The following is a 15,862-nucleotide window of genomic DNA, read 5'->3' on the forward strand; positions in this document are numbered from 1 at the left end:
GGCGACAATCGTGACGGGAAGTGTCGGCCGTTGTTCCGGATCTCTCGTCTTCTGCGAGGCCCGTCCGCGGATTTTCGGTGGAATGGAGGACGCGCGCCCCCCCGCTTTTCCGGACATCGCTTGATTTCCGGGTGAGACGACGCTTAGTATTCGCCTCCACTTGCGGGCGTAATTCAGTTGGTAGAATGCCAGCTTCCCAAGCTGGACGTCGTGGGTTCGAGTCCCATCGCCCGCTCTCCAAACATCGATTCGTCGGTCCGAAGGGCCGTCCCGCCACAGCGGGACGGCCCCTCGTGTTTGAGGGGGGCGGGGGGCGCGGTTTCTCGATCGCGCCCGGCGGCCTGGCCGCCGGGGTGTCGACACCCTTCCCGCGCGGAACCGCCGTCCGTCACCGCTCCCTCGGCATCTGACCCACAGAAAGCAGGGGAGCGCCCTACAACGCATCGTCGGTCACGGGGCGACCTTCTTCGCGTAGGGCAAGTCGTGAGCAATGAATTCCTATATGCTCATGTAAGCATCTTGAGGTCCCTCGAACGTTCTTATGAAACGACGAGACTTCATTCGATTCGGCTCGGCAGGGCTGACGGCAGCGGCGGTTCTTGGCGCCGCCCGATCACGGCAACTGCAGGCCTACGCGCACCCCGTCCCCGATCCGCGTACCGACGGCGACCGCGTCGTTCCCTCCTTCTGTGAGCTCTGTTTCTGGAAGTGCGGGATCCTCGCGCATGTGAAGGACGGGCGCGTCACGAAGATCCAGGGCAATCCCAACGATCCGCTCTCCGGCGGGCGCCTCTGCCCGCGCGGGGCCGGGGGAACCGGGTTGCTGTACGACCCGGACCGCCTGCAGCGCCCGATGATCCGCCGAGGGGCGCGTGGGTCGCAGCGATTCGAAGAGGTTTCGTGGGATGCCGCACTCAACCGCGTCGCCGAAGGGATGCAAGCGATCACGGCGCGCCACGGCGCCGAGGCGTTGGCGCTGTACTCCCACGGGTACGGCGGCAGCTGGTTCGAGCACCTGTTCAAGGCGTATGGCTCGCCGAACATCACGCATCCGTCGTACGCGCAGTGCCGAGGGCCGCGCGACGCGGGCTTCGAGCTCACCTTCGGGGAGGGGGCTGGCTCGCCAGAGATCACCGACATGGCGCACGCCCGATGCCTCGTGCTGATCGGGAGCCACCTCGGCGAAAACATGCACAACACGCAGGTGCAGGACTTCGCGTCGTCGATTCGCGGCGGAGGTGACCTGATCGTGGTCGACCCGCGCTTCTCGACCGCGGCGGGAAAGGCGCGCCACTGGTTGCCCATCAAGCCCGGGGCCGACTTGGCGCTCCTGCTGGCGTGGATGCACGTCCTCATCACCGAGGGGCTCTACGATCGCGACTACATCGCGCAGTACGCGTACGGTTTCGAGCAGCTCAAGGCGCATGTCGAGCCGTTGACGCCCGAGTGGGCACATCCGCGCACCGGCATCGACCCGGCCGTGATCCGGCAGACCGCGCACCTGATGGCGGGGGCGCGTCCCGCGACGCTCGTGCACCCGGGGCGCCACGTGACCTGGTACGGGAACGACACGCAGCGCTCGCGGGCCATCGCGATCCTCAACGGGCTCCTGGGTTCGTGGGGGAGACGCGGAGGGCTTTACAGCTCTTCGCAGTTGGAGGTGATGCCCTATCCCAAGCCCGCGTATCCGACGGTGACGGCGGCGATTCGCGACCGCTCCGACCCGGCGCTCTATCCGCTGGGGCACGAGCTGGCGCAGGGCATTCGCGATGCGTCGATCCGCACGGAGGGGAAGGAACCGGGAATCCGCGGCTGGATGGTCTACGGCTCGAACCTCCCGACCACCCTCCCCGACCAGCGCGCGACGTATCGGGCGATCCAGGATCTCGAGCTCCTGGTCACGGTCGATGTGCTTCCCATGGAGATCGTGGGATGGTCGGACGTCGTCCTCCCCGAAGCGACGTACCTGGAGCGGTGGGACGACCTCAACACGCCGGCGTATCGCGAGCCGTTCGTCTCGCTGCGACAGGCTGCGGTCGATCCGCTCTTCGAGAGCAAGCCTGGTTCGTGGATCGCGAAGGAGCTGGGGCAGCGCCTGGGGCTCGCGTCCTACTTCCCGTGGAACGACGCAAAGGAATACGTCGAGACACGCGTGCGGGCGACGGGGCTCGACTGGGAGCGGTTGCGCAAGGACGGCACGTTGCGCGGCTCGCCGCAGCCCCTGTACTACGAGGAGGGCGTGGCTCCGTCGTTCGCCACCGAGTCCGGGAAGATCGAGCTCTACTCCGCGCAGCTGGCGGGGCTGGGTTTCGATCCGATGCCGACGTTTCACGACGGCGAGGTCGAGGATCCACCCGCCGGCTACTATCGCCTCCTCACCGGGCGCGCCCCCACGCACACCTTCGGGCGCACCACGAACAACCGCCTGCTCTCGGAGGTGTTCGCGGAGAATGCGGTGTGGGTCAACCGAGCCGTCGCGGCCAAATGGCGCCTGCAGGATGGCGAGCGGATCTACCTGAAGAACCAGGATGGCGTGCGCTCCACCTACTCGGCCCCCGTGAAGGTGACCGAGCGCATTCACCCCGACGCGGTCTACCTGGTGCACGGCTACGGGCACAAGGCCAAGGGGCTGCGCTTCGCACAGGCGCGCGGCATCGACGACGCCGAACTGATCACCCGCTACAAGGTCGACCCGATCATGGGTGGGACCGGGATGAACGTCAACTTCGTCACCTTCCTCCGCGCCAGTGACGTCGACGCCGAGGCGGCGAAGGAGGTGGTCACATGAAAGGGCCGAGCTACGGCATGGTGCTCGATACGCGCACTTGCGTGGGGTGCAGCGCCTGCGTGATCGCGTGCAAGACGGAAAACGACGTTCCTGACGGCGTCACGCGCAACTGGATCTTCACTGAGGTAAGCGGCACGTATCCCGACCTGTCGATGTCGATCCGGTCGGAGCGCTGCAATCACTGCGAGAACGCACCGTGTGTCGCCGTCTGTCCGACCGGGGCCTCCTACTACGGCGCCGGGGGGACGGTGCAGGTCGACGCCGACAAGTGCACCGGCTGCAAGGCGTGCATCGCGGCGTGTCCGTATGGTGCGCGCTTCGTCGATCCGCGGACCGACACCGTCGACAAGTGCACGTTCTGCCTGCACCGACTGGAGAACGGGACGCCAACGACGGCTTGCCAGGACATTTGCCCGACCCAGAGCATCTACTTCGGGGACCTCAACGATCCGGAGAGCGACGTGAGCCGATTGCTGGCCTCGCGCGCGTCGTACACGCTCCTGCCGGACGCGGGGACTCGCCCCAAGCACTTCTTCCTGCGGTGAGGGGACGATGAACGAAATCACCTCCACGCGATCGAACCCCTTCGTCGACCCCTCGGTGCACGTGTGGCACGCCGAGGTGCCGATCTATCTCTTCCTCGGCGGGCTCGTGGCCGGGCTGATGGTGCTGGCGGGGCTTTGGCGCCTGCGGGCGCCGCGCGAAAGTTCGCGCGCCCTGACGTTGCTCCCCTGGATGGTCCCGGTCCTCCTGACGGTGGGGATGCTCTTCCTCTGGCTCGACCTGGAGAATCGGTGGAATGCCTATCGATTCTACCTCACGATGCAGCCTACCTCTCCGATGTCGTGGGGGTCGTGGATCCTGCTGGCGGTGTATCCGGTGTCGGTCTTCGTGGCCTGGGTGTCCATGCCGGAGGCGACGCGCACCGCGATCGTCGAACGTGCACCGTTAGGCGGGGCGCTGCTCTCGCGCCTCGAGACGTGGGCGCTTGCGCGCGAGCGCACGCTCGCCTGGATGAGCATCGTCTTGGGCGCCGCCCTCGGCGTCTATACCGGGGTCCTGCTGGGGACGATGGCGGCACGACCGCTTTGGAACTCGGCGATCCTCGGCCCGCTCTTCCTGGCCTCCGGGCTGTCGAGTGCCGCGGCCTTCCTGCTGCTTCATCGCATCACCGATGCGGAGCGCACGACGATCGGGCGCCTCGACATGGGACTCATCCTCGTCGAGGGACTCCTGCTCGTGCTCTGGCTCGTGGCGCTGCGCAGCGGCGGGGCGTCGTCACGCGCCGCGGCCGGCTTGCTCCTCGGGGGTCCGTTCACCGCCGCCTTCTGGACGCTCGTCGTGGTCATGGGGCTCGCAACGCCCGTCCTGGCCGAGTGGATCGAGGCACGACACGGACTCCGGCCTGGGCGCGTCCCGGCCGTGCTGGTGCTCCTGGGTGGCTTTGCCCTTCGGTGGATCGTGGTCTACGCCGGGCAGGAGTCGGCGATACTCGCGCAGACTGCACTGCGGTAGGAGAACAACATGCACGCGAAACCGTACTGGAATCCGTACAAGGCCGGCGTGGTGCTGGGGCTCGCGCTACTCGCCGCCTTCCTCGTGGCCGGGCAGGGGCTTGGGGCGAGCGCCTTCCCCAAGCGGCTGATCGCTCTCTGGAGTCACGGCGTCGCCCCCGGGTGGACCGAGGCGAACAGCTTCTTCGGCTCCTACGTGTCGGGCGGGGCGAACCCCCTGCGTGACTGGCTGATGGTGGAGGTCGTGGCGGTGATGCTCGCCGGCTTTCTTGCCGCGGTCAGCGCGGGGCGCTTCAAGGTGACGGTCGAGAAGGGGCCTAACATCTCGGTGCAGGGGCGCCTGGGCTACGCGCTCGTCGGTGGCATCGTGATGGGCTTCGCCGCGGCGCTGGCGCGGGGCTGCACGTCGGGGCAGGCGTTGAGCGGCGGGGCGCTGCTGGCGACCGGTAGTTGGGCCTTCATGCTGATGGTCTTCGCGGGCGGCTACCTGGGCGCCCACTTCGTGAGGAGGCAGTGGATATGAGCGCGATCTTCCCCCTGACCTTCGCGAGCGACGACCTCCGGCTGCTGACCGCCGTGGCAATCGGCGGCGCCTTCGGCTTCGCGCTCGAGCGCGGCGGCTTCGGCAATGCTCGCAAGCTCGCCGCGCAGTTCTACCTCAGCGACATGACGGTCTTCAAAGTCATGTTCACGGCGATCCTGGTGGCGATGACCGGCGTCTACACGCTCGCCGGACTCGGGGTCGTGGACCTCGCGGGGATCTGGATCAACCCGACCTTCATCTGGGCGCAGCTGGTGGGGGGCTTCCTGCTCGGGCTTGGCTTCATCCTGAGCGGGTTGTGCCCGGGGACGTCGCTCGTCTCGGCGGCGTCGGGGCGGCTGGATGCCGTCGTGACCGTCGTGGGGATCTTCTTTGGCACGTGGCTCTTCGGCGCCACGGTGGACTGGTTCCCCGGCCTGGCCGCGCTGTACAAGGCGGGGTCGCTCGGCGTCTCGACACTCCCCGACCTCCTCGGAATTCCCGCGTGGGTCGTGGTGCTTCTCGTCGTGGCGATGGCGGGGATGGCGTTCGTCGGCGCGGAGAAGGTGGAACGCATCTTCGAACAGACGCGTGGCGTACTCGCCCTCACACCGTCCACGCGTCCCCCGGTGAAGTTCGCCCTGACCGCGGTCCTGGTCGTCTTCGTCCTGGTCGGGACGGCGGCGCGGCGTGCACCGTCGCCAGCCGCTGCGCATGTCGCAACGGCGATCGAGCCGTTGTCGCTCGCCACGCGGCTCATCGAGCGCGACCCTTCGCTCCTCGTCCTTGACCTGCGCGGCGACGGCGCGGCGAAGCCCATCCCGGGGGCGCTCCTCGTGGCGGCGGACACATCGGCACTCGGTGTCCTGGCCGAAGCGGTTCCAGGTCGCACGACGGTGGTGGTGTACGATTCCGCAGGATCGCTTCGCGCGCTCCCCGGCGAATGGCCGGCGGACCTCGAGTATCGCTACCTGGCGGGTGGTCGCGCGGGATGGGAACGCGAGGTGCTCACGCCGGCGACCCCTCGCGCCTCCACGTGGCAGGAACGCGAGCGCGTGCAGCGGCAGCACCACGTCGCCGCCTTCTTCTCAGGGGCAGGGGTCAAGGCATCGAGTGCCGCGCCGCCACCGCGCGTGGCAGGGGGGGGAGGGGCCAAGAAGAAGAAGGGCGGCGGGTGCTGATGCGCACGACGGCCCGCACCATCGTGCGCGGAGTCGCCGGCCTTGTTGTCGTCGTGGTCGTGCCGTGGATCGGGGGGTGCGCTGGTGTGGAGTCGACACCGGCCCCCTCCGCATCGCATGTGCAGTCGAAGACGGAGGGCGAGACGCCGGCCGTTCTCGCTCGCGCCACCGGCTACGGCTACGCTCGGGGAAGCCGCGAGGCGACGGTGGTGGTGACCGAGTTTTCGGACTTCGGCTGCCACTACTGCGCCGACTTCGCTCGAACGGTCCTGCCGTCGCTCGATCGCGAGTTCATCGGTCCAGGGCGCGTTCGCTGGCAACTGGTGCCAGTCGCCACGGCATCGACGCCGCACGCCCTCGCCGCTGCGGGTGCAGCCGAGTGCGCCTCACAGCAGGGCGGGGAATGGGCGATGCACGATCGGCTCTTCGCGACGCAGCGGGAGTGGACGCACTTCGGCGACCCGACACGGCACTTCGTCGACCTGGCCCGCGCCGACGGGCTCGACGTGGCGCGTTTCGTCAACTGTCTACGTGACCCCCGAACCGCCGAAACCGTCGAGAGGCTGCACCAACTCGCGCAACAGCTCAACGTGCGTGTGGCCCCCACCTTCTTCGTCAACGGACGGCGGGTCGAAGGGGCCGTTCCGCTCGATGCCGCGCGATCGGTGCTGGACGTGGCCGTTTCGTCGCGATAGCGGCGCCTTCTCCCGACTGTGACTGGCGCACCGCCGTGAGGGAGCGTACGGTGTGGCGGGACGCTTGCACGACGGCTCCGAGCGCAATTCGTTAGGTTGACGGCCGCTAACCTATTGTACCGAGTGGTTCTATCGACACGGTGGGATCACGTGGTGTCGGAGCCGTTCTGTAGGCGAACGCCGGACAGACGGAGTGTTCGCACGTGAACAGATATGTCCGACGCGCGCACGTGCGCGCGTCGCAGGACCTTGTCGCCGTCGGGGCGGGCGCAGCTGCTCACGCCACGCCACGACCGCGGTCATCCAGCTCTTCGGGAAGACACCATGCACCTGCTGCAGGCCCCGAACGTCAATCGCCACCGCTGGCGCCATGCGCCGGCGGCATATCGGCGTACCGCGTGATGCGCGTTGCGTAGCGTGACGAGAGCGCAGTTTCCGCAGCGCGCCCGCCTGCTCGGGGAGAGCCCGCGGGCGATCGTTTCGGTCGCGCGACGCGCGCTGGTCGCGGTCGTGCTCATGGCGGCCGCGGTGCGCGCGGTCGAGGCGCAGGGGATCCGCATTGGCGGTGCGAGCAGCGCGCGCTACGTGCAGCTGCGCCCGCTCGTGGCCGACAGCGTGGCCGACTCCGCGGCGACGGGTACGACGGGGCTCGACCGACTGCTCGCCGATGGCACGGTCGTCCGCTGCATTGGCGATGGCTACTGCCGATATCTGCGAGGCGCGCCGGTGTCGGAGTTGATGGCCATGATGCAGGACCTGGATGCGACCGCGTGGGGCTTTGGACGCGGGATGAGCGCTCGGGCCGAGTTGCGCTTTCGTGAAGCGGTGGGCAGCGGGCGCACGTTGTGGCCGCAGGCGCAACAGCACATGGACGTGATGGCGCTCTACGCCGAACTCGATCGCGAGCGCGTGCGCGCGCGACTCGGCCGGCAGTGGTACGCGTCGCAGCTGGGCTATCGCAACTTCGACGGCGCACTGGTGGAAGCGCAGCCGCTCGCGTCGTTGATGGGGCTCCGCGTGGAAGGCTATGCCGGGTGGAGCCTGATTCAGGGGCTTGCCCGCGACGTCACGAGCGATGCGCTGTCGGCCATCGAGGAGTTTCCCCCTGATTCCCGCGGTGTGCTGGTGGGGGGATCACTGCGCTGGCGCCCGACGAGTGGGCGAGGGGCGGTGCGCGCCCAGTACGAACGTGAAATCCGGCAGGATCGAGGGGCGCTCTACGCCGAGCGGGCGGCGGCGTCGGCCGACCTGCGCGTGGGGCGCACGATGTTCGGGGGCGAGATGGTGTACGATTTCGCGACGGGTGACTTCAACGAACTGCGCGTGAACGCGCGCCACTCGGTCTCGCGCGTCGTGGAGCTCTCCGCCGAGGCGCGGCACTCGACGCCGTTCTTCCCGCTGTGGACGATTTGGGGCGCGTTCTCCCCGATCGGCTTCGACGAGGCTCGGCTCGACGCACGCTGGACCACGGCGGGGGGCCGGCTCTCGCTGACCGGTCGCGGCGCGTACCGGAGTTATCAGGAGACCGACGCAGGTGTCGCGTCGCTTCCGCTTCGCACGGATGGCTGGCGGGTGGGCGGCACGGTGGCGGCCCGCGTGTCCGAGTCGTGGGCGCTGCAGGGCAACTACGGCGTTGACGTCGGGAGCGTGGCGACGCGCTCGGATGGCGACGTGGCGCTGCGCTGGAGCCGCAGCGACCGCCTCTCGGTTTCGGCCCGGGCGACCGCGTTCGAGACGATTTCGGAGTGGCGAGTCGGGACCGGACGCGTGGTGGGCGGAGGGGCCGACGTCACGTACACGCTCCGCCCCGACCTTCGTCTTGCGGCGGACGCGATGCTCTATCGGCAACGTTCCAACGGTCGCCCGGCTGAGGGGCCATGGAACCAGCGGCGCGCGTCGGTGCGTCTCGAGTGGAGCGTCGGCACCGATCCGGGGGCCGTTGCGCGCGGGGCCGAACGAGGGCGCACGCCATGAGGATGATGCCGACCCTATCGCACGGATTTGTGCGCCGCGTGCTGCGTCGCGCGTTGCGCCTCGCGCCGCTGATGGTGGTGGCGAGCGTTGGCCTGTCGACGGCGGGGTGGGCGTGGGGGCGCGCGGCGTCGGCGCTCCCGCGCAAGGCGGCGCGCGTCGAGGAGAAGCGCTTCCCGCACCAGAAGCACGCGCGACTCTTTCCCGAGTGCGAGACGTGTCACGCCGGGATCATGGCCGGCGACACCGCGACCAACTATCCGGCCACGAGTTCGTGCGCCGATTGCCACGACGGAACGCGGCAGAAGCGCGTGGAGTGGGATGGGCACCGCGTGCGGCCATCCAACCTGATCTTCTCCCACGCCAAGCATCATCGGGAAGCGGAAGGAAAGACCCCAGCGCTCGACTGCCGAACCTGCCATGGCCTCGGGGGGGGCAGCACGTTCATGGCGGTGGCCCGGGCCACGCCGGAGCTGTGCATCGGTTGTCACACGCACAAGGCCGATGGTCACCTGACGGAGGACCCGCCGTGCTCGCGCTGTCACGCGCCGCTCGCCCGCGCGACGCGGCTGTCCGACAGCGCCGTGGCGGCGATTTCCGTCCCCGAGTGGCACCGCCGCGCGAACTTCCTGTCGAAGCACGGGCCGCGCGCCGAGGCGGACGTCTACCAGTGCGCGACGTGTCACGCGCGTGAGAGCTGCGCGCGCTGCCATCCGAATGCCGGGGAGATGGCGCAGGTGGCCTCGTTGGAGCGCGATGCGCGCGTGGCGCGACTGCTCAAGGGGCGCGCGCCGACGTACGCCACTCCCCGGAGCCACAACGGTGCCCCATGGGTCGTGCTGCACGGCGACTCCGCGAAGGCCAAGCCCCAGAGCTGCGCGAACTGTCACGCGCAGCCAAGCTGTCGCACCTGTCACATCGGTCGCAGTGCGTCGCGCGAGATCGCCCGCCTGGCGCGCCCCGATCCGGACGGGGCGGCCGGGGTGCGACTCAAGGTGCTTCCGGTGGACGTGGTGGCACGCGGGGCGGCGTCGACCTTCCCGCATGCACCGTCAGGTGCAGCGGCATCGCCGACGGCGCCCACCGTTGCAGCGGTCGGCCTTGTCGGCGGTCCATCCGTGGCGCAGATGAACCGGGTGGCCCACGCACCGGCCGACACGGCGCTGCGCTTGGTGCGAGTGCATCCCCTCGACTTCGTGGAGCAGCATGGCCCCACCGCGTCGAGTGGTCGCATCAATTGCCAGGGGTGCCACGAGGAGCGCACGTGCACCAATTGCCACAACGGCGGGAGCCGGCGTCGCTTCCATGGCTTCAACTTCGTGAGTCGACACGCGGCCAGTGCGGCGGGGCGTGAGCGCGACTGCTCGTCGTGTCACGCCACGGAGACCTTCTGCCGTGAGTGCCATCGCGGGCAGGGGGTACTGGCGCGCGGGTCGCGCGACGTCGCGTATCACGACCGCCAGCCGCTCTGGCTCAACCAGCATGGGCAGGCGGCGCGGCAGGAAATGCAGACGTGCGCGAGCTGTCACCAGCAACGGGACTGCACGCGATGCCACTCGGACGTCGGGTTGCGCGTGAACCCGCACGGCCCTGGCTTCGACGCCGCCCGCATGGCCAAGCGCAATCGTCAGATGTGCCTCACGTGTCACCTCAAGGACCCGTTGAAGCCCTGACCCGCGTCGACGACTTCACCCACACCATCCAGCCGCTCATCTCGAGGCGCCGTCCCGTTTCCCAGGTTCGCATGTCCCCCTCCAGTCCCTTCAGGCCGTTCGTCCACGTCGTCGCCCGCGCCCGCGCCGGCGGTGCGGTGGCGTTGCTCGCCCTGGGTGCCTCGCTGCTGGACGCGTCGCCGCTCGTTGGTCAGGAGCCGGCGCGCCGCGCGGTGGCGCCCGGTGGCGATGCGCGAACTCCGGTGCAGGGTGTGGTGGCGCCGGGCGCCGCACAACAGAGCGCCGCCGAGCAGCGGGCCATCACCTCGCGCAGCGGGCGCACGCGAAGCGCCGACTCGCCCAGCACGGCATCGCGCGCTGGCACGCGCGTCGGCGGCGGGCGCGGTCCGGTCCAGTGCGAGAAGTGCCACGCCGATCGCCAGTTCCTCGCCGGCAAGGCGAAGGGGGAGCGCGGCGACTCGGTCCTCTTCGTCCCCGACACGCTCCTGCGCGACTCACGGCACAAGACCCTCCTCTGCGCCGACTGCCACGCCGGGTACAACGACGGCTATCCGCACACGAAGGTCGCGTCGGTCTCGGTGTCGTGCCAGCACTGCCACGAGGACCAAGGGGCGGCGTACCACCGGTCCATCCACGCGCCAAACTTCGAAAAGAAGGGGGACGCGCCGACCTGCGTGAGCTGTCACAGCTCGCACAAGGTCCTGGGCGCTGATGACCGTCGCTCGCCGACGTACCCGCTCAACGTGGCGCAGCTCTGCGGCAGCTGCCACAACAAGAAGGCGATCCTCGACGCGTACTTCGACAAGCCGGCCGACTCCACGGCGCGGTCGGCGGTGGGCGACTATCGCCACTCGGTGCACGGGATCGCGATGACCAAGGCCGGCCTCACGGTCTCGGCCACGTGCAGCGACTGTCACGATGCGCATCGCGTGCTGCCGACCGACTCCACGGAGTCGACGCTCCATCGGTCCAACGTGGCCTCGACGTGCGGCGCCTGCCATCAAGGGGTGCTGGCCACCTTCGATTCGTCGGCCCATGGGCAGGCGCTCGTCTCCGGTGACACGACCGAGACGGGGAAGAAGGCGCCGGTGTGCATCGAGTGCCACGGTGGACACAAGGTCGTGGAGGCGAATGATCCGGCGTGGTTCAGTGGCGTCGTCGAGGAATGCGGGGCGTGCCACAAGCGGCTGCTCGACACGTACTTCGAGACCTATCACGGCAAGGCGACGCAGCTCGGCTACGGGATCGCCGCCAAGTGCAGCGACTGCCATGGCGCCCACGCGATGCTCGCCGCCGACGACTCACTGTCGTCGGTGCATCCGACGAACCTTGTGGAGACGTGCAGCCAGTGTCACAAGGGGGCGACGGTCAACTTCGTGAAGTACAAGCCACACGGCGATCCGCGCGACCGCGAGCGCAACCCTGAACTCTATTGGGTGTGGCTGGCGATGACGTCGCTGCTGATCGGTGTGTTCGCCTTCTTCGGCGTGCACTCGCTGTTGTGGTTCATGCGACTGATGGCCACGCGCAACGAACGGGCCGCGGGGCACCACGCGAACGGCGCGACCACTGCGGTGACGCCGGCACCAGCACCAGCACCAGCACCACCAGCACCCATTCCGACCGAGCCGTCGGCTGCAACGCCGCCGCCTGCTGCGGTGTCGACCATCGACCCTGCGCTTCGGACGCCGCCGGCGGCGCCGCCCCCGGAGCCTCCAGCAGACAGCCAAGCCCCTGACCTCGGCGAGAAGCCAGGAGAGAAGCCATGAGCGACGCGTCGAGCGGCACGACGGCACCGGGAGGGGGACGCCCCCTCGCGGGCGGCGCGGCCGCGGACCTCCCGCTGGCGTCGTCGGACCGTGGACAGCGGCCGTACATCCAGCGATTCGGGCCCGTGGAGCGGTTGACGCACGCGATCATGGTGCTCTCGTTCTTTGGACTCGTCATCACCGGCGTGCCGCTGCACTTTTCGCACGCTCCATGGGCCGCCACGATGATGGGGCTCCTCGGCGGCGTTGGTGCCGCGGGGGCGATTCACCGCTTCTTCGGGGTGATGACCTTCGGCTACTTCTTCTTGCACCTGGGGATGCTGGCGACGCGCTTCCTCAGTGCGCCGGACAAGAAGGCCTTCCTGCTCGGCCCGCGCTCGATGGTGCCGCAGCCCAAGGACCTCGAGGACGTGGTGGGGATGTTCCGCTGGTTCGTGGGGAAGGGACCACGCCCCCGGTTCGATCGCTACAGCTACATGGAGAAGTTCGACTACTGGGCGGTGTTCTGGGGTATCGCGATCATCGGCGGATCGGGGCTGCTGCTCTGGTTCCCCATCTTCTTCTCGCGCTTCCTCCCCGGCTGGATGTTCAACGTCGCCACGATCGTGCACGGTGACGAGGCGCTGCTGGCGATGGGCTTCATCTTCACGATCCACTTCTTCAACTCGAACCTGCGGCCGGAGAAGTTCCCGATCGACGTCGTGATGTTCACCGGGAGGGCGCGCGCGGAGTACATCGAGGAGGAGCACCCCCTCGAGTACGAGCGAGAGCTCAAGGCGGGACGGTTGCAGGCGCTCGAGGTGCCGGCGCCGTCGCGGGCGTCGTACCTGTGGTCGCTCACGCTTGGCTTCATTGCGATCGCAACCGGCCTGACGCTGACGGGGCTCGTGATCTACGCGGTGCTGCAATGAGGCACGCGCGGCGGAGTCGTGCGGCTGGCGGTCCCCTGGTGGGGGCGGTTCGGGTCGTTCGCGCCGCCGTGCTTGGCCTGCTCGTCACCGCCGGTGCGGTGCTCGTGACGGGGTGTTCGCGCGACACGCAGAGTGGTGAGCAGCGCCGGCGCGACGTGGACGAGTCGGTGGCTCGTCGCAGCGCGGGAGATCGCGCGGCCGACACAGCGTCGCTCGTGACGCCGGTCCGCGATGACTCGCTGATCGGCGCGGCGCGAGGGGTCGGGGCCGAGGCGACGGTGCGCGCCGCGTGCGCCACCTGCCACGAGGGGGCGCACGCCGCCCCCCTGGGACGCGGCGAGCAGCCTTCCGCGGTATGCATCGATTGTCATGCGTCGTCGCACGAACCCATCCAGGCGTTCTACGCCGGGGCAGTGCGCGGCGTCGCCGTGCCGGCGGACACCATGTTCCTGGCCCGCGTGTCGTGCGTCGGTTGCCATAGCGACACCACCTTCACGGCGCCGGTCGGTGCGGCGCGCAACGCTGCGTTCGACGGGATGTGCACGAGCTGCCACGGCCGGCGCTTCGGCGGCATGCTGGCCATGTGGCGGAACGGCGTGGAATGGCGTACGCAGGCCGTCTCGGCCTACGTCGCCCAGGCGGTGGCCGATCCGCGGCTCGCCGGCGACGCGGCGCGGGCGCGCGTGCGCGTGGCGCGTGACGCCATGCAACTCCTCCGGACGGTGGGGGCACTGCACAATGTGCGCGGTGCGGACCAACTCTTCCGTGCCGCACTCGATAGCACCACCGCGGCGTATAGGCGCGCCGGCGTGGCGGCGCCCGCCCGTCCCGCCCTCGGCCCCGACCCGGCCAGCAACGAATGCCTCGGGTGTCACTACGGCGTCGAGTCGGCGCGTACCACCATCTACGACCAGAAGTTCGACCACGCCTCGCACGTGGTGCGTGCCGATGTCGCGTGCAAGGACTGCCACAGCGCGGCGACCTACTTCGCCGGCGCGAAGAGCGGGGCGACCGACCAGGGACGCGCGGTCGATGCGAAGCACGGCAAGACGACGCTGACCGCGGCGTCGTGCGAGAGCTGCCATCACTCGCCCACCACCAAAGTGGGGTGTACCGCGTGCCATGCGGGTGACGAGCGGCTCAAGAAATCCGTGCGCGTCGTGATGGCGCTCAAGCTCAAGCCGGAGAAGGCGCCGACGAGTCGTACCGTCGCGTTCCAGCATGCGCAGCACGAGAAGTCGAGTTGCGAGAGTTGCCACACGGCGCCGGGTTCGGTGCGCAACATCGCGACGTGCGCGTCGTGCCACACCGATCATCACAAGGAACGCGCATCGGGCTGTGTGTCGTGCCATACGTCGACCATGCTGGCCACGCACACGATGGACACCCACTTCAAGTGCGCCACGTGTCACGAGCGGGAGACGGTCGCCAAGCTGCTCCCCGATCGTGCCTTCTGCGTGAGTTGCCACGTGAAGCAGGTGAATCACGAGCCCGGGCGCGAGTGCTCACCGTGCCACCTGCATCTCTCGCCGACCGAGGTACGTCGCCGCATGCTGGCGGCCGAGGCGGCGCGTCCGGCACCGCCTCGGTGACCTGAGGCCAGACCAACGGGGCGTCGCTCGTTAGGGCGACGCCCCGTTGTGTGTCACGGCGCGGCCCTGTCGCGTGTTAGGGGGATGGCCCGGCGCGCGCTCGTTCCACATTCACTCGCGCGCGTGGGCGGTGATCCGCCAGTATGCGAGCACGGAACGCCGTGAAGAACGGTCGTGCGGCCTACAGCGACTTGAGCAGGTTCTCGACGCGCTTCCGGTCGGCGTCCATCGCCTGACCCGAGAGGATGGTCGCCAGCAAGTCCATCGCCTCTTCGTCCAGCGCCTCGGGGTGCTTGCGATCCTCGGGAAAGCGAAGGATCACGCCGAGGGCGAAGGGGACATGCGGCTCGCCCTCCTCCTCGTCACCGCCGGGCTCGACGAAGCTCGACGTATCGGGCTCCTCGGCCACACTGGCCAGCCAGGGCTCGTCGGCGGAGCGACGCAGGCGCTCGGCCCGTTCGACCAGACGCTGCGGGACGATGGCGGAGAGGACGCCGCGAATCCCGCCGTCGTGTTCCTGCGCCGAGAGGAGCAGCGGGACCGGCGCATCGAAGAGCCCGATCGCCTGCACCGCATCGAACATCGCCTCCGGAAGCGATCCCTGCGCGAGCACCGGGGACTCGTCCGAGAGATCGCCATCCACGGCGCCCAGGGCGCGAAAGACGGTGTGGCCCTGCGGCTGGCGCGGGTGCGGCGTCGCGACGAGGCGCACGGCCACCGGCGTCAGCGTCATCACGCGCGCCACGCTTGGGTCGCTCTCGTCCTGATCGTCAGGCGAGTTGTCGTCGGATTGTGGGGACCAGTCGCTCATGGCAGTCGAGTCGAGGGCCGGGGAATAGTGCACCTGCGCGACGCGCGAACCAAGGGGGGGAAGGGGAGGCAATGGCGCATTGCGTTGTGACCGGGCTTTTGATGGAAGGGTCTCCCACATACGGCGCCGCACCGGCGGTGCCGACCTGCACAGGCGCACCACTCACTCTTGGGCGTGTCGATGCCTTCCTCATACCTGCGCACATCCTGCATGCGATCGTGGACTGCCACGGGGCGCCGTTCGCCCCGGCGGGACGCCGCGGATGCCGGCATGCACCGGACTGTTGGAGATCGTACGCGCCCGGGTGTGGGCGCGGGGAGTGCGTAGGACACGCACTCGCCGCCAGTCGAGCCTCACTCGACGCCCCGCCTGCGCACGCCGCCGGCGGGGCGTCGTGCATTGTGGCAACCCACCCGCCATCACCTGCACTGGAGGAC

At 69.1% G+C, this 15,862-nt stretch carries 12 protein-coding genes and 1 tRNA gene; 12 read left to right on the top strand and 1 reads right to left on the bottom strand.

What is annotated here, in order from left to right; genetic code table 11:
* Nucleotides 1-162 precede the first annotated feature (162 nt).
* The 12 genes from IPN47_00640 to IPN47_00695 all read left to right on the top strand — a co-directional run bounded on the left by IPN47_00640 (nt 163) and on the right by IPN47_00695 (nt 14,614).
* A tRNA-Gly gene (locus IPN47_00640) sits at nt 163-235 on the top strand.
* A 306-nt stretch (nt 236-541) separates the two neighbouring features.
* A complete protein-coding gene (locus IPN47_00645) occupies nt 542-2,788 on the top strand; it encodes a molybdopterin-dependent oxidoreductase (protein ID MBK9406557.1) in 2,247 nt (748 codons plus the stop codon).
* Nucleotides 2,785-3,333 carry a 4Fe-4S dicluster domain-containing protein gene (locus IPN47_00650; GenBank protein MBK9406558.1) on the top strand — a complete coding sequence of 183 codons (549 nt, stop codon included), beginning with the start codon at nt 2,785-2,787 and terminating at the stop codon, nt 3,331-3,333. The genes IPN47_00645 and IPN47_00650 overlap by 4 nt, the downstream gene beginning before the upstream one ends.
* Nucleotides 3,334-3,340: 7 nt before the next feature.
* Entirely contained in the window at nt 3,341-4,303 is a 963-nt protein-coding gene (gene nrfD / locus IPN47_00655; GenBank protein ID MBK9406559.1) for a polysulfide reductase NrfD, read from the top strand.
* 9 nt (nt 4,304-4,312) lie between these two features.
* Nucleotides 4,313-4,825 carry a YeeE/YedE family protein gene (locus tag IPN47_00660; protein MBK9406560.1) on the top strand — a complete coding sequence of 171 codons (513 nt, stop codon included), beginning with the start codon at nt 4,313-4,315 and terminating at the stop codon, nt 4,823-4,825.
* Nucleotides 4,822-6,003, top strand: coding sequence for a YeeE/YedE family protein (locus IPN47_00665; GenBank protein MBK9406561.1), 1,182 nt, complete (start codon nt 4,822-4,824; stop codon nt 6,001-6,003). Before IPN47_00660 ends, IPN47_00665 begins: the two co-directional genes overlap by 4 nt.
* The gene (locus IPN47_00670) at nt 6,003-6,698 is read left to right on the top strand and encodes a thioredoxin domain-containing protein (protein ID MBK9406562.1); all 696 of its coding nucleotides are present in this window, start codon (nt 6,003-6,005) and stop codon (nt 6,696-6,698) included. Before IPN47_00665 ends, IPN47_00670 begins: the two co-directional genes overlap by 1 nt.
* A 417-nt stretch (nt 6,699-7,115) precedes the next feature.
* The gene (locus IPN47_00675) at nt 7,116-8,672 is read left to right on the top strand and encodes a hypothetical protein (protein MBK9406563.1); all 1,557 of its coding nucleotides are present in this window, start codon (nt 7,116-7,118) and stop codon (nt 8,670-8,672) included.
* 2 nt (nt 8,673-8,674) lie between these two features.
* Entirely contained in the window at nt 8,675-10,342 is a 1,668-nt protein-coding gene (locus IPN47_00680) for a cytochrome c3 family protein (GenBank protein ID MBK9406564.1), read from the top strand.
* Nucleotides 10,343-10,413: 71 nt separating this feature from the next.
* A complete protein-coding gene (locus IPN47_00685; GenBank protein ID MBK9406565.1) occupies nt 10,414-12,111 on the top strand; it encodes a hypothetical protein in 1,698 nt (565 codons plus the stop codon).
* Nucleotides 12,108-13,022, top strand: coding sequence for a cytochrome b/b6 domain-containing protein (locus tag IPN47_00690; protein MBK9406566.1), 915 nt, complete (start codon nt 12,108-12,110; stop codon nt 13,020-13,022). The genes IPN47_00685 and IPN47_00690 overlap by 4 nt, the downstream gene beginning before the upstream one ends.
* Nucleotides 13,023-13,090: 68 nt before the next feature.
* Nucleotides 13,091-14,614: a hypothetical protein gene (locus tag IPN47_00695; protein ID MBK9406567.1), complete on the top strand. Its 1,524-nt coding sequence runs from the start codon at nt 13,091-13,093 to the stop codon at nt 14,612-14,614.
* Nucleotides 14,615-14,795: 181 nt separating this feature from the next.
* Here the strand turns inward: IPN47_00695 and IPN47_00700 are convergent, their stop codons facing one another.
* Nucleotides 14,796-15,425 (bottom strand): hypothetical protein, encoded by a 630-nt coding sequence (locus tag IPN47_00700; GenBank protein ID MBK9406568.1) that lies wholly within the window; start codon nt 15,423-15,425, stop codon nt 14,796-14,798.
* Nucleotides 15,426-15,862 lie beyond the last annotated feature (437 nt).

Source organism: Gemmatimonadota bacterium (assembly GCA_016719105.1).
In the GTDB taxonomy this organism is placed as follows: Bacteria; Gemmatimonadota; Gemmatimonadetes; order Gemmatimonadales; family Gemmatimonadaceae; genus SCN-70-22.

Coding starts and splice junctions, on each gene's coding strand:
- IPN47_00650 (MBK9406558.1), top strand. CDS start 2,785: ATGAAAGGGCCGAGCTACGGCATGGTGCTCGATACGCGCACTTGCGTG.
- IPN47_00670 (MBK9406562.1), top strand. CDS start 6,003: ATGCGCACGACGGCCCGCACCATCGTGCGCGGAGTCGCCGGCCTTGTT.
- IPN47_00685 (MBK9406565.1), top strand. CDS start 10,414: ATGTCCCCCTCCAGTCCCTTCAGGCCGTTCGTCCACGTCGTCGCCCGC.
- IPN47_00645 (MBK9406557.1), top strand. CDS start 542: ATGAAACGACGAGACTTCATTCGATTCGGCTCGGCAGGGCTGACGGCA.
- nrfD (MBK9406559.1), top strand. CDS start 3,341: ATGAACGAAATCACCTCCACGCGATCGAACCCCTTCGTCGACCCCTCG.
- IPN47_00665 (MBK9406561.1), top strand. CDS start 4,822: ATGAGCGCGATCTTCCCCCTGACCTTCGCGAGCGACGACCTCCGGCTG.
- IPN47_00660 (MBK9406560.1), top strand. CDS start 4,313: ATGCACGCGAAACCGTACTGGAATCCGTACAAGGCCGGCGTGGTGCTG.
- IPN47_00700 (MBK9406568.1), bottom strand. CDS start 15,425: ATGAGCGACTGGTCCCCACAATCCGACGACAACTCGCCTGACGATCAG.
- IPN47_00680 (MBK9406564.1), top strand. CDS start 8,675: ATGATGCCGACCCTATCGCACGGATTTGTGCGCCGCGTGCTGCGTCGC.
- IPN47_00690 (MBK9406566.1), top strand. CDS start 12,108: ATGAGCGACGCGTCGAGCGGCACGACGGCACCGGGAGGGGGACGCCCC.